The sequence below is a fragment of the Paenibacillus xerothermodurans genome (assembly GCF_002220865.2).
Classification (GTDB): domain Bacteria; phylum Bacillota; class Bacilli; order Paenibacillales; family NBRC-103111; genus Paenibacillus_S; species Paenibacillus_S xerothermodurans.
Window position 1 is genome coordinate 24,354 of record NZ_NHRJ02000004.1, and the last position, 16,504, is coordinate 40,857.

General features: G+C 47.4%; 12 protein-coding genes and 3 pseudogenes. 1 reads left to right on the forward strand and 14 read right to left on the reverse strand.

What is annotated here, in order from left to right; all coding sequences use genetic code 11:
* Positions 1–3: 3 nt before the first annotated feature.
* From CBW46_RS09410 to CBW46_RS09430, 5 genes are all read right to left on the reverse strand, one after another.
* A complete protein-coding gene (locus tag CBW46_RS09410; RefSeq protein ID WP_165842252.1) occupies positions 4–1,512 on the reverse strand; it encodes an aldehyde dehydrogenase family protein in 1,509 nt (502 codons plus the stop codon).
* Positions 1,513–1,538: 26 nt separating this feature from the next.
* The gene (locus CBW46_RS09415; protein WP_089199764.1) at positions 1,539–2,549 is read right to left on the reverse strand and encodes a substrate-binding domain-containing protein; all 1,011 of its coding nucleotides are present in this window, start codon (positions 2,547–2,549) and stop codon (positions 1,539–1,541) included.
* Positions 2,550–2,701: 152 nt separating this feature from the next.
* Positions 2,702–3,691: an ABC transporter permease gene (locus tag CBW46_RS09420; protein WP_165842253.1), complete on the reverse strand. Its 990-nt coding sequence runs from the start codon at positions 3,689–3,691 to the stop codon at positions 2,702–2,704.
* A 13-nt stretch (positions 3,692–3,704) separates the two neighbouring features.
* Positions 3,705–5,189, reverse strand: coding sequence for a sugar ABC transporter ATP-binding protein (locus CBW46_RS09425; protein ID WP_089199766.1), 1,485 nt, complete (start codon positions 5,187–5,189; stop codon positions 3,705–3,707).
* A 35-nt stretch (positions 5,190–5,224) separates the two neighbouring features.
* Positions 5,225–6,229, reverse strand: coding sequence for a LacI family DNA-binding transcriptional regulator (locus CBW46_RS09430; protein WP_165842254.1), 1,005 nt, complete (start codon positions 6,227–6,229; stop codon positions 5,225–5,227).
* Positions 6,230–6,632: 403 nt separating this feature from the next.
* Between CBW46_RS09430 and CBW46_RS09435 the strand changes: the two genes are divergently transcribed.
* Positions 6,633–7,805: a M24 family metallopeptidase gene (locus tag CBW46_RS09435; protein WP_089199768.1), complete on the forward strand. Its 1,173-nt coding sequence runs from the start codon at positions 6,633–6,635 to the stop codon at positions 7,803–7,805.
* 347 nt (positions 7,806–8,152) lie between these two features.
* Here the strand turns inward: CBW46_RS09435 and CBW46_RS22285 are convergent, their stop codons facing one another.
* From CBW46_RS22285 to CBW46_RS09470, 9 genes and pseudogenes are all read right to left on the reverse strand, one after another.
* Positions 8,153–8,668 carry a 3-oxoacyl-ACP synthase III family protein gene (locus CBW46_RS22285; protein ID WP_424446272.1) on the reverse strand — a complete coding sequence of 172 codons (516 nt, stop codon included), beginning with the start codon at positions 8,666–8,668 and terminating at the stop codon, positions 8,153–8,155.
* On the reverse strand, positions 8,596–8,784 hold the full coding sequence (locus CBW46_RS21745) for a hypothetical protein (RefSeq protein ID WP_243633246.1): 189 nt from the start codon (positions 8,782–8,784) through the stop codon (positions 8,596–8,598). The genes CBW46_RS22285 and CBW46_RS21745 overlap by 73 nt, the downstream gene beginning before the upstream one ends.
* A 26-nt stretch (positions 8,785–8,810) precedes the next feature.
* Positions 8,811–9,594: pseudogene (locus CBW46_RS09445) on the reverse strand (enoyl-CoA hydratase-related protein).
* Between the two features lie 125 nt (positions 9,595–9,719).
* Positions 9,720–11,197 (reverse strand): annotated as a pseudogene (locus tag CBW46_RS09450) (aldehyde dehydrogenase family protein).
* An 11-nt stretch (positions 11,198–11,208) separates the two neighbouring features.
* A pseudogene (locus CBW46_RS09455) lies at positions 11,209–12,406 on the reverse strand (thiolase family protein).
* Positions 12,403–12,768, reverse strand: a complete 366-nt coding sequence (locus tag CBW46_RS21750; RefSeq protein WP_243633247.1) for a 3-hydroxyacyl-CoA dehydrogenase family protein — start codon at positions 12,766–12,768, stop codon at positions 12,403–12,405. Before CBW46_RS21750 ends, CBW46_RS09455 begins: the two are co-directional and overlap by 4 nt.
* Positions 12,731–13,159: a 3-hydroxyacyl-CoA dehydrogenase NAD-binding domain-containing protein gene (locus CBW46_RS21755; protein ID WP_243633248.1), complete on the reverse strand. Its 429-nt coding sequence runs from the start codon at positions 13,157–13,159 to the stop codon at positions 12,731–12,733. Before CBW46_RS21755 ends, CBW46_RS21750 begins: the two co-directional genes overlap by 38 nt.
* The gene (locus CBW46_RS09465) at positions 13,149–13,385 is read right to left on the reverse strand and encodes a 3-hydroxyacyl-CoA dehydrogenase family protein (RefSeq protein ID WP_243633249.1); all 237 of its coding nucleotides are present in this window, start codon (positions 13,383–13,385) and stop codon (positions 13,149–13,151) included. Before CBW46_RS09465 ends, CBW46_RS21755 begins: the two co-directional genes overlap by 11 nt.
* Positions 13,386–13,764: 379 nt before the next feature.
* On the reverse strand, positions 13,765–16,335 hold the full coding sequence (locus CBW46_RS09470) for an adenosylcobalamin-dependent ribonucleoside-diphosphate reductase (protein ID WP_424446274.1): 2,571 nt from the start codon (positions 16,333–16,335) through the stop codon (positions 13,765–13,767).
* Positions 16,336–16,504: the final 169 nt, after the last annotated feature.

Consider the following 16,504-nt stretch of genomic DNA (forward strand, 5'->3'; position numbering starts at 1 on the left):
CAATTACCATTTGTAAAAACTATTCCTTGCTCCAACATGAATTTGGACGGTTTTTACTTCGGAAAATGCATCTAAACCCGGCGTACCAAGTTCTCTACCATAACCGCTTTCTTTGAATCCTCCAAACGGCAATTCTGGATGAGCCTCCATGTAATGGTTTATCCAGAAAGTACCAGTTTTAATTTTTTGAGCTGCTCGTAACGCTTTATCGATATCTTTTGTCCAAACTGCGCCCGCGAGTCCAAAGCATGTGTCATTTGCAATTTCAATCGCTTCATCGAAATCCGTAAAGCGAATGACGGACAGGACCGGGCCAAAGATTTCTTCTCTTGCGATCGTCATGTCTGGGGTTACATCACCGAAAATAGTTGGTTCCATGAATAAACCATCATCATAGATTCCGCCAGTCAATCGGTTACCTCCTGTAAGTAACTTGGCGCCTTCCGAGATTCCTTTTTCCACGCATCCCAATACAGTCTTTAAATGTGATTCTGTGATGAGCGCCCCCATCTCTGTGTCATCGTCCAACGGATTTCCTACATTAATTAATTTTGCTCTTGCCACCAATTTTTCGACAAATTCATCGTAAATGTCGTCCTGTACCAATAGACGGGAGCCGGAGGTACAAACCTCTCCTTGATTAAAGAAACTACCAAACAGTGCTCCGTCCAATGCATCCTTAATATCAGCGTCCGCAAATACGATATTAGGAGATTTACCCCCTAGCTCCATTGACAATTTTTTTAGGGTTTTTGATGATAACCTTACCAGTTCTTGCCCAATTTCTGTCGAACCAGTGAAAGCAATCTTATCCACTTTTGGATTGGTTACAAGCTCCTCACCTATCTCGCCTCCAGGTCCCGTGATCACATTTATCACGCCTTTCGGGAAACCAACATCATCAAGGATCTTTGCAATTTCCAGCGTTGTCACAGGGGTTGCACTTGCAGGTTTAATAACCACCGTACAGCCAGCAGCCAATGCAGCAGGAAGCTTCTGCATCAATGTGCCTAAAGGAAAATTCCATGGTGTGATAATGCCGACAACACCTACCGGTACACGTAACGTTAAACCAAGAAGGTCTTTTTGCACCTGTGTGGTTGTCTGCCCGTAAATGGCTCGGCATAGTCCTGCATAGTAATTAAAGATATTTGCCGCAGCCCCTACCTCGCCTTTGGCTTCCGTCAAAGGTTTTCCCATCTCCCGGCTTAGAAGCTCCCCTAATTCATTTGTCTTTTCTTCGATGCGTAAATAAGCACGATATAACAGGTCGGAACGCTCTTTACCTGACAGACTTGACCACTCGCCACGATCGAATGCATCCCGTGCTGCCGAGATGGCTAATCTGGCATCTTCTACTTCAGCTTTAGCTAATTCCGCTACTTGCTCACCATTTGCGGGATTCTTTCTAACGAATGTCTGTCCATTCGCTGCAGCAGACCATTCTCCGTTAATAAATAATTGATAACTTCTCACTAACTGATTACTTTTCTCTAACTGGTAACTTTTCAAAAAAATCACCCTTTACCTATGATTTTTTAATAAGAGGAGCCTGGATCATACATTTTCTCTGCATTCTCCCGGTTAATCACCGGATTTGTAATATAATGAAGGGAAGGAATTTTTTCCCCTTGAACCACATTTATGGCTATTTTTACAGCATCGGCTCCCTGTACCCTCGGATCATTACTAACTGTTACAACTAAACCGGATTTGGGATCTGAGATTTTCCGAATAGCTTCCTTTGTACCGTCGATGGATCCGATTATCGTTTTATCGCTAAGGCCCGTGTTGTTCAGCGCTGTGAAAATACCCGGCAGCATGACATCACTCATGCAGAAAACGACTTGTAAATCCGGGTGGGATGTTGCGATGTCCTGCATTTCAGGGAGAGCCTTATCAGGTACCCAGTTGCCAAAACGTTCTGCAACTAACTCCAAATTAGATTTTCCATATTTTTCTAACATAAAGTCTGTCCAACCTGAAATCATTCCGTTCCGGCGATATTGAGAAACCAATTCTTTCGGATATCCACTAATCATGGCCGCTTTTATCACTCTATCTCCAAATTTTTCTGAAGCAGCCTTTGCCAATTCCCAACCCGCTTTATAACCGGTGTCTCTCGGATCGTCAGAAACAAAGGATACAGGGTTAGCCTTCGCGTCGAGGTTACTGTTCACGGCAACTAATGGGATATTTTTTTGTGCTAATTTATTAGTTGCAGGGATAATACCTGATGGATCTTGAGGGTTCATAATCACCGCATCGACACCTTGTGCGATTAAATCTTCCACACCAGACACTTGTTTTGCCACATCTCCCTGGGCATCCAAAACAATCAGTTCCACATCATGTTTTTTTGCTTCCGCTTCGGCTCCTCGAATCAGGTTCGTATACCAGTCGCTGCCGGCCACTCTCCTTTGTGAGAAACCGATTACGATTTTCTCGCCATTTTTCTTTCTTGCAGGCTCAACTTTTTCGGTGGTTTCTTGTGCAGATTCTTTGAAGGATCCTTGTTGCTGGCGCGCAGTAATAGTAGATTCATGCATAGGGACGCAGCCCGCCAGTAATACGGTGACACACGATACAAGCAGAGCAGCGGTTTTCCTTACAGCACATTTTTTAGCTTTGATAGGTCCTCACCCCGCAATTTAGCAATAATAATAATTTAGTCCAACTGTGTGCTTATACAATGAGTAGACTAAGCTTTTTTCCGTGCAGCCATTGTTGTTAAAAGAACCGCTACTAAGATAATCAAACCTTGGATGACCATTTGAGGGTAAGATGCAACCCCTGTGAGATTCAAAATATTACGGATGATACCGATTAAAAAAGCTCCCAGAACGGCATTTAAAGCAAAACCCTTGCCACCCATTAATGCAGCCCCGCCTACTACGACCGCAGCGATAGCATCAAGTTCATAACCTTGCCCATATAACGCACTGCCAGTACTTAATCTTGCAGTTGTCATCAATCCGCCAAGCCCGGCTAACGCACCACTGATTGCATAGGCGATGACAATATCGCGGTTGATCGGTGCTCCAGCTAACCTTGCAGCCTCTGCATTCCCCCCGATGGCATAAAGTCTTCTGCCAAATGTGGTCATCCTCAATATGAAAATGAATATACCAAGGCTTAAGAAAAGAATAATGATCGGAGTATAAATTCCCCCAACGATGGTCTTACCTGCAAGAATCGCCAGGAACGTTTGGTTTTCGATCGTAACCAATGATCCTACTTGGAAAATATAGGCTAATCCTCTATAGATCGTTAAAGTTGCGAGTGTCACAACAAAGGGGGTTATTTTACCATAAGTCACTGCAAGCCCGTTTCCTAACCCCGCCATTGCCATCAGCACCATAACTAAAATGATGGTCAGGATAGGATCGAATCCCGTTCCTAAAAGCGATGCGGATAACACACTGGCTAGAGCTGCTATGGAACCCACTGAAAGATCTATCCCGCCTGTGATTACAACCATCAATTGCCCCAATGCTAAAATTGAAATCACTGAGTTTTGGAGAAGAATGTTACTGAAATTATCAAACGTTAGGAATTTATCCGATAAGAATGAGCAGAAAACAATAAGTAAACATAGAAAAATGAATAAATAGTTCTTTGTAAGCACTTTCAAAAACATAAACTTTGAATTGATGGTTGGTGCACCTAATGTTTCATGATTTACTTTCAAACCCATTCACCCCTTATAGCATATATTGGATTACATTTTCCTCAGAGCATTCCTCATGTGGAATCTCTTTCACGATTCTCCCTCTTGCCATTACTAACACTCGGTCACACATCAAAACTTCGGGAAGTTCAGAGGATATAACGATTGCAGAACCACCCTCCTTAACAAATTGATTGATGAGGTTATAAATTTCGGCTTTTGCTCCTACATCAATTCCTCGTGTCGGCTCATCAAAAATGAGTATTTTTACATTCTTATATAACCAACGGGCTATGATGAGTTTTTGCTGGTTTCCTCCGCTAAGCGTTCTCGTTTCTTGCGATAAACCGCTTACACGAACTTGAAGCTTTTTCACCAAAGTCTCCCCGTCTTCTTGCTCTTTCTTTTTGTTGACGATTCCGAATTTTGAAAATTCATCTAAGCCAGAGATCGTCATGTTTTCCAACGCAGACATTCCGAGAATCAATCCCTGGTGTTTACGATCTTCTGGTAATAAGGCGATACCTTGTTTAATTGCATCTCGGGGAGACTTCACAGTCAATGATTTGCCAAACAATTTTATCTCTGCGGTACATGGATCTGCTCCAAAAATTGCTCTTACTAATTCTGTCCTGCCGCTGCCCACTAGCCCAGCTATTCCCAGAACTTCACCCTCATGCAAATCGAAATTAACGTTCTGCAGCAAGTCCGGTGTTTGTAAACCGGCTACCGATAATACCTTCACTTCCTTCTTAGCCACAGCGCCTAAGCGCATGCTTGAAACTTCACGGCCAACCATCAATTTAATTAGTTGATCGCGAGTTAGATCCTTTGTATCTATTGTTGCTACATTTTGTCCATCCTTTAGAACTGTAACGCGGTCTGAGATTCTAAAAACTTCCGGTAACCGGTGTGATATGTAAACAATGCCGAGACCTTCATTTTTAATTTTGATTACCAACTCTATTAATCGCTCTACATCTTGCGGGGCTAAGGGAGCGGTCGGTTCGTCAAGGATGACAATTTTTGCCTTTCTATGAAGTGCTTTGGCTATTTCCACTATTTGTTGTTTGGCGATTCCCATCGTACCTACCGCTTGATCGACATCTATATCGAAGCCCATTTCTTTTAAAACATGCACTGCCTCATTCTTCATCCTTGTCCAATCAACTATGCCCGGCAACAACTGGGGATAATCACCTATAAAAATATTTTCAGCTACTGTTAGTTCAGGAACTAAACTCAATTCCTGGTGGATAATTGCGATACCTAGTCTTTGAGCGACATCTGGTTTCTTAATGTGAACAGCCTTACTTTCAAATAAAATTTCACCCTCATCTGGATGATATATACCAGATAAAATCTTCATCATTGTAGATTTACCCGCACCATTTTCCCCGCAAAGGGCATGAATTTCTCCTGCGCGAATGGAAAAATCGACATGACTGAGCGCTTTCACACCCGGAAAGTTTTTTCCAATCCCTCGCATTTCCAATAGAAGCTTATGATCATGACTCATTTTACTCCCCCCGTCTACTGCTTTAAGGATGCCTATCAAGATAGCGATTTAGTTGAATTGCGCTCCTTTAAAATAGGATATATGGTTGTGAGTCTTTCAAAGGGTTGATCACCTTTAATCATTCTCACTAACGTATTAGCAATAGTCTGTCCCATTTCAAAGAGGGGTAATGACATTGTCGTTAATGCTGGATTCATAAACTGCGAGATAACAGATCCATCAAATCCAATTACGGAGATATCGTCGGGCACTTTTAAATTTAAATCTGTACACGCTTGAATGACATATGCAGCTGCTAAATCGTTATACGCTGTTATTGCAGTAACCTTTTTCTTTACCAGCTGCTCAGTTAATTTATGGACTCCTTTGTTGTCAACTTCCACGTGCATAATTAAGTCATCTTCAACTGGAATTCCAAATTCCACCAAAGCTTTTTTATAGCCGTCCAGCCTTTGTATATTACTGTAAGCACGCGAGGGACCTAAAATGATTCCAATTTTGGAATGTCCTTTTTCAATTAAGTATTTGGTCGCGGTATAACCTCCATAGAGGGAATCCACAACGACACAAGCAGCACCGTCTGCGTCCAGGTCACGATTCAACAAGACAACAGGTGAAACTCTAGGTATTAATTTTCTCAGGTTTGCCTCATCCAGCCTAGGGCTGCATAATATCATGCCATCTACATTGTAGTTTTGAGCTAGCTGAATAAAAGAATTTTCAAGTGCAATTTCTTCTTCACTGGTCATAAGAAACACATGTAACTTATTAGCTCTAAGTGTCCTTTCAATTCCACGGACAATTTCTGCAAAGAACGAATTTGAAATATCAGGTAATAACACGGCGATCATATTCGTTTTTCTGGTGACCATACTTCTCGCTTGAAGACTAGGCTGAAATTCATGTTTCTCAATGATACGTAACACTTGTTTACGGGTGGCTTCGTTCACCTCCGGCTTATTATTGAGAACCCTGGAAATCGTTTGGCGAGATACACCAGCCATTCTTGCAATATCGTTAATTGTTAGTTTTTTCTCCATAGATCTCATATCCTTCTTGTGAACGTTCTCATTTAGCATTAAATTAACATTACGTTACCACACAGTCTAATCAGAGTTTATTTCATTATGTTTTCGCCCACTGTGAACGTTCTCATAGGGCTCACAATTAAATTAACATCCAGTTTGCTCCAATGTCAATACAATTTTTTTAAATATTTTCCTTTTTAAAAATTTTCTTGAAACCCTTGACTAACCCCAGTGTTATCCAATATCGTGTAATTGTGAACGGTAACAGTAATCGCTGTCAGGATACGTTCAAATTACTACTACCGAAAAAAGGAGGAGTCACTCTCGACTAATCTCTAATCCGAATGTTTACAAACAATTGTGAACGGTAACAATACGCTTTCAAAGGAAAATAAAATGAACGGAGGAATTGAGAATGTCAGTGGAAGTAGCAGCAACCGAGTTTGAACGTAGATTAGCCCGTACGAGGGAGAAAATGAAGGAAGCAGGTATTGATGTTCTATTCGTATACAGTGATGAGTATCATCCGGGATATTCATATTATTATACGAATTTCCGCACAATTAACTGTATTGAAGAATCTGCACATGCCCTTTTCATACCATTAGAAGGTGAAATCCAGGCATTCTTAGGAAATTTAAACCGCTTTGCAGCAAAGCGTTTCTCCTGGATAAAAAATGTTAACAGCATTTACGAGATGGAAACGCTTTTACCAAAATATGTTAGCCAGCTCTCTTATGACGTCAAAGCGGTTGGTGTAGTTGGCGAAGAATTATTCCCGATCTCTTTATATCGTGTTATGGAGAAAGCGTTTATGAAACACGGCATTAATATTATAGATGCGGGTCATATTGTGGTACAGGAAAGACTATATAAAAGCGAAGCTGAATTAGATTTAATCCGAGCAGCAGGTAAATTAGCAGATGACAGTATACTGGCTGCACTGGAACAACTGCAAATCGGAAAGACAGAAATTGAATTATCAGCCATTGGTGAGTATGTAACGCGTTCCCGTGGCGGCGAAATTGGATCCGCTTACTTAGTAGTTTCCGGGCCAGATCATACCAATCTGCCGACATGGAGACCCATGGAGCGTAAAATTGAACGAGGAGATTATGTGTGGTTCGACTTTAACCCTATGGTTGAAGGCTACTGTTCTGATACCGGAATTGCAGTTGCCATGGAAGGCGCCACGGAAGAACAGATCCGTATTATGGACTTTGCATATGAGACAAATCAACGCATGGTAGAATTTATCAAACCAGGTGTCACGGGTAAACAATTGTTCCAGGAAACGCTTCATATTTGTGAAAATGCCGGTCTGGCCCACTATTTCCTTCCATACACAAAAGGAATGAGAGCTATTGGTCATGGTGTTGGCTTGGAAGTAGTAGAAGCACCTGATTTAGGACCGAATAGTGATTTTGTCTTTGAACCGAATATGGTTTTTGGAATTAAATTTGATCTTCATGGGTTCCCTTTTGGTGGTGTCCGTGTAGAACCAACAGTAATCATCAGTGAGAATGGTGCGGAGCCGGTAAATGATTTACGGGGACTTCGAAACAAATTTGAAACCAACTTTAAATAAAACGGTGAATTACATACACAGTAATTGCGTTTACTTGGAGCTTTTGGTTTAATTTTTCATCTAACGCTTAGGACCAGTGACGTGGGTGGTCTATCTCTGGCGTGCTCCACTACCGTGAACAAAGGGCTGCAAGCGTAGTTGTCAATTGAGCATGAGCAGACAGCAGTAAGCCGTGGGCTTGATGCTGTCTGTTTTATCGTTTTACGTATACCGTGCAGGGCAAATAGCTGCGAGACTCCATTTATTCTGGCCCTGAACAGGCTACAAGCGGTTTCCAGTGAGAACAACTGCACCTCGTTGTTATTTCTGCCAAACTAATTGAACAGCAGGACACGCTTCGGACGGCCTTAATACTGCATGAGAAGTGATCCCCAACCCAGACCTCCGCCGAAGGCGGCCATCGCGATAATATCTCCTCGTTTAATCTTTCCGCTTCGAATCGAGTGATCCATGGCCAGCGGTATAGTTGCCGCGGAATTGTTACCGAAATATCGGATCGTACTGACCATCTTCTCACTAGGCACATCCAGCGTTCTGCCGACGGCGTCGATAACGCGCTGGTTCGCCTGATGCGGAATAACCCAATCTACTTGGTCCAGCGTATAGCCGCATCTTAACAGTGTCTGCTGGATACTTTCGCTCATTCGACTGACCGCTAATTTAAAAATCTTATTTCCTTGCATAACAATTTTATATTTAGTTTCCTCGTTGTGGGGCGATGGATATTTGCTCCCGCCTCCCGGAACGATAGCCGCGTCGAAATAGTGGCCGTCGGAGTGGATGGCTGAGCCTATGACTCCAAGCGTATTGGCGGTATCATCAGCTGACAGTACGAAGGCGCCAGCCCCGTCGGAGAAAATAATACAGGTTGAGCGTCCGTGTAATCCGTCCAACGTCTCGACAATCTTTCCAAATCGGCATTTGTCAGAATTTTGTCCGGCACGTAGCCACCTGTACCGCTGACTACCGCTCTGCTCATTGCGCGCCACCTCGTCTGCTAAGGAATTATTCTCCGGTAAAATGAGGAGCCCGTTTTTCACGGAATGCTTCGAGCGCCTCCAACCGGTCTTTGGTCGGTATAATGACTTCATAGGCTTTGGACTCCAGATCTTGGCCTGTTTGAAGGTCCGCGTTCATGCCCTTGTCAATCGCATACTTTGCTTGATAGACGGCCAGAGGAGCATTGGCCAGTATTTCATCAGCCAACCGCTTGATCATGGATTTCAGCTGTTCAGCATCCATCCGCCACATCATTGACGATCCCCAGCCTCAGCGCCTCCTCAGCGGAAATTTTTCGTGCCGTCAGAATCAGCTCCTTCGCTTTTGACGGTCCGATCAGGCGAGGCAATCGCTGGGTGCCTCCGGCACCGGGGATAATGCCAAGGCTGACCTCCGTTAATCCCATTGGCGACTCACGAACGGCAAATCGGAAATCGCAAGCGAGAGCGAGCTCGAACCCGCCCCCCAATGCATAACCGTTAATAGCCGCGATCGTCGGCTGCGGAAGCCTTTCCAGTGCGGAGAATACTTCCCTTATTTTCCTTACATTCCTTCTAACCTGTTGTTCGCTGAGCGTTCTCCGTTCCTTCAAATCCGCACCCGCGCAGAACGCCCGGCCTTCGGCCCCGATAATTACAGCGCGAATCTCACGGGGACTCTGCTCTACTCTTTCGATAATTTTACCAAGCTCCGCGAGAGTCTCATAATTGAGCGCATTCAACTCCTGCGGACGATTCAGCCGGATATAGCCGGTATGTCCTTGCTGCTGCCAAAGCACCGGTTTACTCATCCTGTTCACCTGTCCAAAAAAAGTAATCGGCGATGCCGGCTGATGGTCTGAAACGGCCGGCACCGCACAGGTTTTTGAAGTGAAATGTTTATATTAGCAACTGTTTATACAAAGCAGAATGTCGGTTAAACGCCAAACAGGTTAAGCGGTTTGCTTCCTGTGTAGGAAATAACGCTTTTCGTTTCGGTATACAAATTTAACGTTTCCAAGCAAAGCTCACGGCCAAATCCCGACTGCTTGTATCCGCCGAACGGCGTGCCCGGAAACGCGGATATCGGAGAATTGACCATCACGATTCCGGCCCGGATGCCCGAGGCCACTCGATGGGCGCGGCCGTGATCTTTCGTCCACACTGCTGATCCGAGACCATAAATCGTATCGTTGGCAAGCTTAATGCCTTCCTTTTCGTCCTTAAATTTGATTACAACGACTACGGGGCCGAATACCTCCTCCTGGGCAATCCTCATGTCGTTCGTCACATTGGCAAGGATGGTCGGCATATACCAGTGACCTTTCCCATACTCCGCCCCTTCCGGCCGGCGTCCGCCGTACAGCACTTCAGCCCCTTCTTCCACCACAAGCTTCACATAGTCGTCGATCACTTTTTCATGGCCTGCGGATATGACCGCACCCACGTGGATTCCATCGGCGAACGGGTCACCTACTCGCAATTTCTTCGCTTTCTCTACAAATCTTTCCATGAAGTGATCATAGATGCTTTCTTGGACAAAAAGGCGGGAGCGTGCTTCACACGACTGGCCGGTGTTGTAGAAAATACCGTGCAGCGACCCATCCACAGCGCCATCTAGGTCACAATCGTCAAAAATCAGGCTCGGTGATTTGCCTCCGAGCTCCAGCGTCACCCGCTTCAAGGTAGCCGACGCTTTCGCCATAATGTCCTTGCCGGTCTCCGTTTCCCCGGTGAACGCGATTTTATCGATTCCCGGATGTTCGGTCATATACGGGCCGATTTCCGAGCCGCTTCCGGTAATGACATTCAGCACGCCTTCGGGGACGCCCGCCTCGTGACAAACCTCCGCCAACACGTAGGCCGTAATCGGCGTGTAACTCGCCGGTTTTAACACGACGCTGCACCCGACGGCGAGAGCCGGCGCCACTTTCCAAGCCGCCATCATGAACGGATAATTCCACGGTATGATCTGGCCGCATACACCGACCGGTTCTTTGACCGTATAGTTAAAGAATCCGTTCGGAACCTGGTTCACACTGCCGGTTTGTGTGACGGCCGCAGCTGCATAAAATTCAAAATCCTCGATCGCCTGCGTGATCTGGCCTTTGGCCGCATCCAATGTTTTGCCGGTGTTCAATACTTCCAGGCGTACCAAATCGTCAAAGCGCCCACGGAGCAGTGCCGCTACTTTATTAAGAACGCGGGCGCGTCTCGCTCCCGTGAACTTTGCCCATTTGCCGTTTTCGAACGCATTTCGAGCCGCAGCAACGGCTTTGTCTACATCCTCTTTTGCGGCTCTCGCGACTGTAGCCAATACCTCTCCCGTAGCCGGATTATGAGTTTCGAACGTTTCCCCGTTCGAGCTGTCTTCCCATTTCCGTTAATGAATAATTGATAATTAGTTCTAAGCATGGGACACCTCCTTAAAGTTTTACGATCACGGTGGCAATGCCTTGACCAACGCCGATGCACATCGTGCCTAAGCCGTACCTGCTGTCCGTCCGGTGCATCTCGTGCACAAGAGTCGTCATAATCCTTGCGCCGCTGCACCCGAGCGGATGGCCTAGTGCTATAGCTCCGCCATTCACGTTTACTTTGTTCATGTCGAAGCCCAATTCCTTGCAGCAAGCGACCGATTGAGAGGCAAACGCTTCATTGATCTCGATCAAATCCAGCCGGTTGACCGTGAGCCCCGACTTGTTCCACGCCTTACGAACCGCAGGGATGGGACCGACTCCCATATACGCCGGATCCACTCCGGCAAGGGCCCATGTAACAATTCGGGCCATCGGTTTCAAGCCGAGCCGCTCAGCCGTTTGCCGCTCCATGATCAGGAGCGCGGCAGCACCGTCGTTAATACCGGAAGAGTTGCCGGCCGTAACACTGCCGTTTTCTTTGAAGACAGGTTTTAATTGGGACAATTTATCCAGTGTGGTGTCTGCTCTGGGATGCTCATCCTTGTCGAAAGCGACTGTTTCTTTACCCTGCCGTACCTGGACGGGGACGATTTCATTATCGAATTTTCCGTTCTTTATCGCCGATTGTGCCTTCTGCTGGCTGGAAAATGCAAGCTCATCCTGGTCCTGCCGAGAGACCCCGTAACGCTCCGCTACGTTCTCGGCGGTTTCGCCCAAGCTGATAGGCGGATATCTTTCCGCCATCGCGGGGTTCACTAACCGCCAGCCGAGCGTTGTGTCATACATCGTTTGATGCCCGCGCTCGCTGCTGTAGTTTGGTTTCATCATTACGTAGGGCGCACGGGTCATGCTCTCGGTACCGCCGGCAATAAAGATGTCGCCGATGTTCGATAGAACAGCGCCCGCCGCTTGATTTACCGCCTCCAGACCGGAACCGCACAGCCGATTCACCGTCACTCCGGGTACGGACATGGGCAGTCCGGCGAGCAGCAGTCCCATTCGGGCGACGTTTCGGTTGTCCTCTCCGGCCTGGTTGGCACAAGCCGAAAAATACGTCTTCCACAAGCTCCGCATCTATCGGGTTGCGTTTCATAAGTTCCCGAATAACAACGGCGGCCAGGTCGTCCGGACGCACATCCTTCAATGCGCCGTTCTGCCGTCCAATCGGCGTACGCAGGGCGTCGACAATGACGGCCTGTCTCATAGCACCATCTCCTTAGAAGGTTGGTCCACATAATTGTAAAAACCTCGTCCGGCCCTCTTGCCTAGCCATCCGGCGTGAACCAGCTTGCGCAAAATGGGCGCCGGCCGATATCGATCTTCGCCCAGATCACGTTGAAGGCCTGATAGTACAGCGAGCAGTTCATCCAAGCCAATGTCATCCGCCCATTCCAGAGGACCCAACGGGTAATTCGTTCCTTTTCTCATCGCCGTATCGATGTCCTCCGCAGAGGCCGCCTTCTCCATCCAAGTGAACGCGGCTTCATTGATAATCATAGAAAGAATGCTCGGAAATACGGCACCCGTTTCATCCGCTACCCACTGTCTCTTTGCTGAGGGAAGCAAACAACCCATCCACCAGCTCCATGTGCGACGAATCCATCTGCAGAGGCGCGGCTAATTCGATAAGTCCGGTCTTGTTTACATCCCCAAACACCTCAAATCCCGTCAATCGCGAACCGTCCCGAAGCCACGAGGCTGCCTCGGTAGCACTGACGCCGAGTATGGAGGAAACGATGACCGTCTCGCTGCATGCCAGCTGTTCAATGCGCTGCAAGGACATCCTTTTGTCGGCAAGGTCAACATTCTCGGTTTCGATAACGATATCTATCCCATCAGACGATGCAGCAGAAAGCCCTTCGATCAAATGGTACTGCGGCGCTTGACGGAATAACTCCACCATCGTCTCCGCCTGCCTGTTCGTGCCGACAACAGCAATTCGACGCTTATTGCTCATAATCGTAATAACCCCCTCCGGACTTTCTTCCCAATCGCCCGGACTGCAGCATCCGCTGTTGAAAATAATGGGGGCGAAATCTAGGGTCGCCGAAAAATCCGTCATGCAGAGACTCCGTCGTGGCGAAATTCACATCAATGCCGATAAAATCCTGAAAAATCAGCTCACCCCATCGGCCGTACTTTTCACTTCCTTTCAATCTAACGCTTCGGACCAGCGAACTCAATCCTCCAATTACAAAAAGCCCTGGGGTTACCCATGGCCGTCTCCTTTGGTGATTACACTTTTACAACCCAACATATTGACGACGATGACATTTTATTGCGGACACGAAGAAAATAGGACTAAACTAAAGTAATCGGAGAACAACGTCTATCTACTGTTAGCGGCAGCCATGCTCTTGAGATTTCGTACTTGGTGTAGAATTATTTGCTCTGTTTCGCATTCAGTGGCCCGCCTGTCTCGTATTTTGTTCTTGCACTTCCTTAGGTTCTTGGCGTTCCTTCGCGAGCTCTTCGTTCCAAATTAAAAAGGGAAACCCTACGGCTCCCCCAAACTCATACTTTCTATTATGTAAAAAAAGCGAGGGTTTCCCCTCGCCTCTGTTAACTACACTTGCTGTAACCGCAGTTGCTGCAGCTTTTGCAGCCTTCGGTGTTGATAAGAGATGCTGAACCGCAGGATGGACATAGATCCAGCGAGTTGGCGGAATTGCGCGCCACCGCATATTGTGCGGCCGGCTCTGCGACCACTTCTTGCGTTGCGGTAACGTACGCATCCGCGTCATGCACGGCTAGATCGCTGTGAATTTCCAGCGCTTTGGCTACTGCGTCCGCGATGGACTCCACGCGGTTCGGGCCGAACCCGATTGCGCCGGAGCCGCCTATGCCCTTGAGGTGCTTGACCAGCAGCTGCACTTTGTTGCCGTGATCACCGTAACGCAGGAACAGCGAGCATACGCGGCCGAGTGCCTCGGACATGGCGAACACATCTGAACCCGCCTTGCCGACGTTCAGGAACACTTCGCTCGGCGAACCGTCCATATCATTGATCGTGATATAAGCCATACCGAACGGCGTGTTGAATTTATAAGTGGCTCCTCGCAGCACCTGTGGGCGGCGTTTGTATTGCCTGTCAATCACAGCGTTATTCACTTGCGACTCAGAAGAGGTAGCCGTTGCTGGAATGAAGCGCTCCTGATCAGCCGGCTCTTCACCTGCTTTTGCTGCAGTGGCCGTGCCATTCTCGGTTTTCGCCACAGTATCCTCGCCGCGCTCTACTTTAGCGGCAGCCGATGCAGTTGTATCTTCCTTCTTATCCGTGGAAAGCACTTGTACGTCGCGGCTGCCGTCCCGGTAGATAGTCACGCCTTTACATCCGAGATCGAATGCCAGCTCGTACAGTCGCTTCGTTTCTTCCACAGTGAAATCCTCAGGGCAGTTGGCCGTTTTGGAAATCGAACTGTCCACCCACTTTTGGATAGCGGCCTGCACACGAATATGGTCCTCTGCCGATAACTCCATTGCGGTCACGAAGTAATCCGGCAAGTCCTGGCCAGCGTGTGCATCCTTCCATTCCTGCGCAATTGGCACGTACTGCTTGTCGAAGCCCAATCGGCTCTGGCGGTAGTACTCAAATGCGAAATACGGTTCGATGCCCGTAGACGTTCCGACCATGGTGCCTGTGCTGCCGGTAGGAGCCTGCGTGATCACTGTCACATTGCGCATGCCCTTCTTCTGGATCGCTGCTCCGACTTCCGGGTATACGCTGGTCATGTTTTTCATAAAACCGCTTTGCAGATACTTCTCTGCATCAAATTTGTTAAAGCTGCCCTTCTCCTCGGCGATATCCGCAGACGCCAGGTACGCTTCCTTAGCAATAAAACCGTAGATTTGATCCAGGAACAAAAGGGATTCCGGGCTGCCGTAGCGGATATTCAGCTTGATCATCAGCTCGGCGAGACCCATCGTACCCAGACCGACTCGACGTTCATTTTGCTGATTAATCCGGTTTTCTTCAAAATGATAAGGTGTTTTGTCAATCACGTTATCAAGGAAACGGGTGGAATACCGCACCACTTTGCCTAGCTCGTCCCAATCCACGTCATGCTTGTCCTCATCATAGAATCTAGACAGATTTACCGCGGACAGATTGCATACGCCCCATGCAGGCAGCCCCTGCTCGCCACAAGGATTAGTGCAAATAATCGGATTAAAATACCAGCTGTTCGACATTTGGTTGTAGTATTCCATGAACACCACGCCCGGCTCCGCCGATTTCCAAGCGGATTCGATGATGGTATGCCACATGTCGCGTGCTTTTATCGTGCGGTATGTTTTCACCGGCTTGCCGAGCTGTTTCCATTTATCCAGATCGCCGTCCCAGATGTCATCATAGTCCGGATCCGTTGTGTCAGGGTACACGAGTTCCCAGTCCAGGTCCTCTTTCACAGCCTTCATGAAGCCGTTGCTTACACATACCGACAAGTTCGCGTTCGTGATCTGACCCATGGTTTGTTTGACCGTGATAAAATCAACTACATCCGGATGCCAGTCGTTCATCATCAGCATCAACGCGCCGCGGCGGCTGCCGCCCTGCTCGATCAAGCCTGTCGTATAGCTGAACAATCCACCCCAGGACACCGCACCGCTGGAGGCACCGTTCACTCCTTTGACCACAGCCCTGCGAGGACGCAAAGAAGACAAATTGATCCCCACGCCGCCTCCCCTTGCCATGATTTCCGTCATTTCTGACAAGGTACTCATGATGCCGCCGCGGCTATCCTTAGGAGATGGGATGACATAGCAGTTGAACAGCGTCAACTCATCACTCGCGTCGGCACCGGCAGCTATGCGGCCTCCTGGAACCAGCTTCCAATCATCCAGTATATAGCGGAATTTTTTCGTCCATTCTTCTCGCTTCTCAGGCGAAGCCTCCACGGAAGCCATTGCACCGGCCAGACGGTCCCACAGCTGCTGCGGCGTGTTTTCAACGGCCAATGTGAGCTTTTCCACGGACGATTCGACCACTTCTCCGCTTCTAAGCCGCACTTTCACCTGCTGCCCGCTGCGGCTGATCACTTCCCCAACCTCCTTGGCTGGAAACTTTGGATCGTCTTTGGTCAACAGCAGAACCGTATCGCCCACTTTCGCATCTGAGGAATCCGCGTTTTTCATAGCGTAACGGTCAAGAAATATTTTCTCGCTTAATCCGGTTAATTTAACGTCTTCGGTAGTTTTCAAAGCAACAGACCTCCTGTACTTAGCTCGACTAGATTACAACATCTGGTATGTATATACTATTATACAACACAACATATAGTGTATCTATTGGGTAGATACCGGA

Bases quoted from the DNA above. Each gene is read 5' to 3' on its own strand.
- CBW46_RS09415 (WP_089199764.1), bottom strand. From the start codon at position 2,549: ATGCATGAATCTACTATTACTGCGCGCCAGCAACAAGGATCCTTCAAA.
- CBW46_RS09425 (WP_089199766.1), bottom strand. From the start codon at position 5,189: ATGAGTCATGATCATAAGCTTCTATTGGAAATGCGAGGGATTGGAAAA.
- CBW46_RS09430 (WP_165842254.1), bottom strand. From the start codon at position 6,229: ATGGAGAAAAAACTAACAATTAACGATATTGCAAGAATGGCTGGTGTA.
- CBW46_RS09435 (WP_089199768.1), top strand. From the start codon at position 6,633: ATGTCAGTGGAAGTAGCAGCAACCGAGTTTGAACGTAGATTAGCCCGT.
- CBW46_RS21745 (WP_243633246.1), bottom strand. From the start codon at position 8,784: ATGAGCAGAGCGGTAGTCAGCGGTACAGGTGGCTACGTGCCGGACAAA.
- CBW46_RS21755 (WP_243633248.1), bottom strand. From the start codon at position 13,159: ATGAGCAATAAGCGTCGAATTGCTGTTGTCGGCACGAACAGGCAGGCG.
- CBW46_RS09470 (WP_424446274.1), bottom strand. From the start codon at position 16,335: ATGAAAAACGCGGATTCCTCAGATGCGAAAGTGGGCGATACGGTTCTG.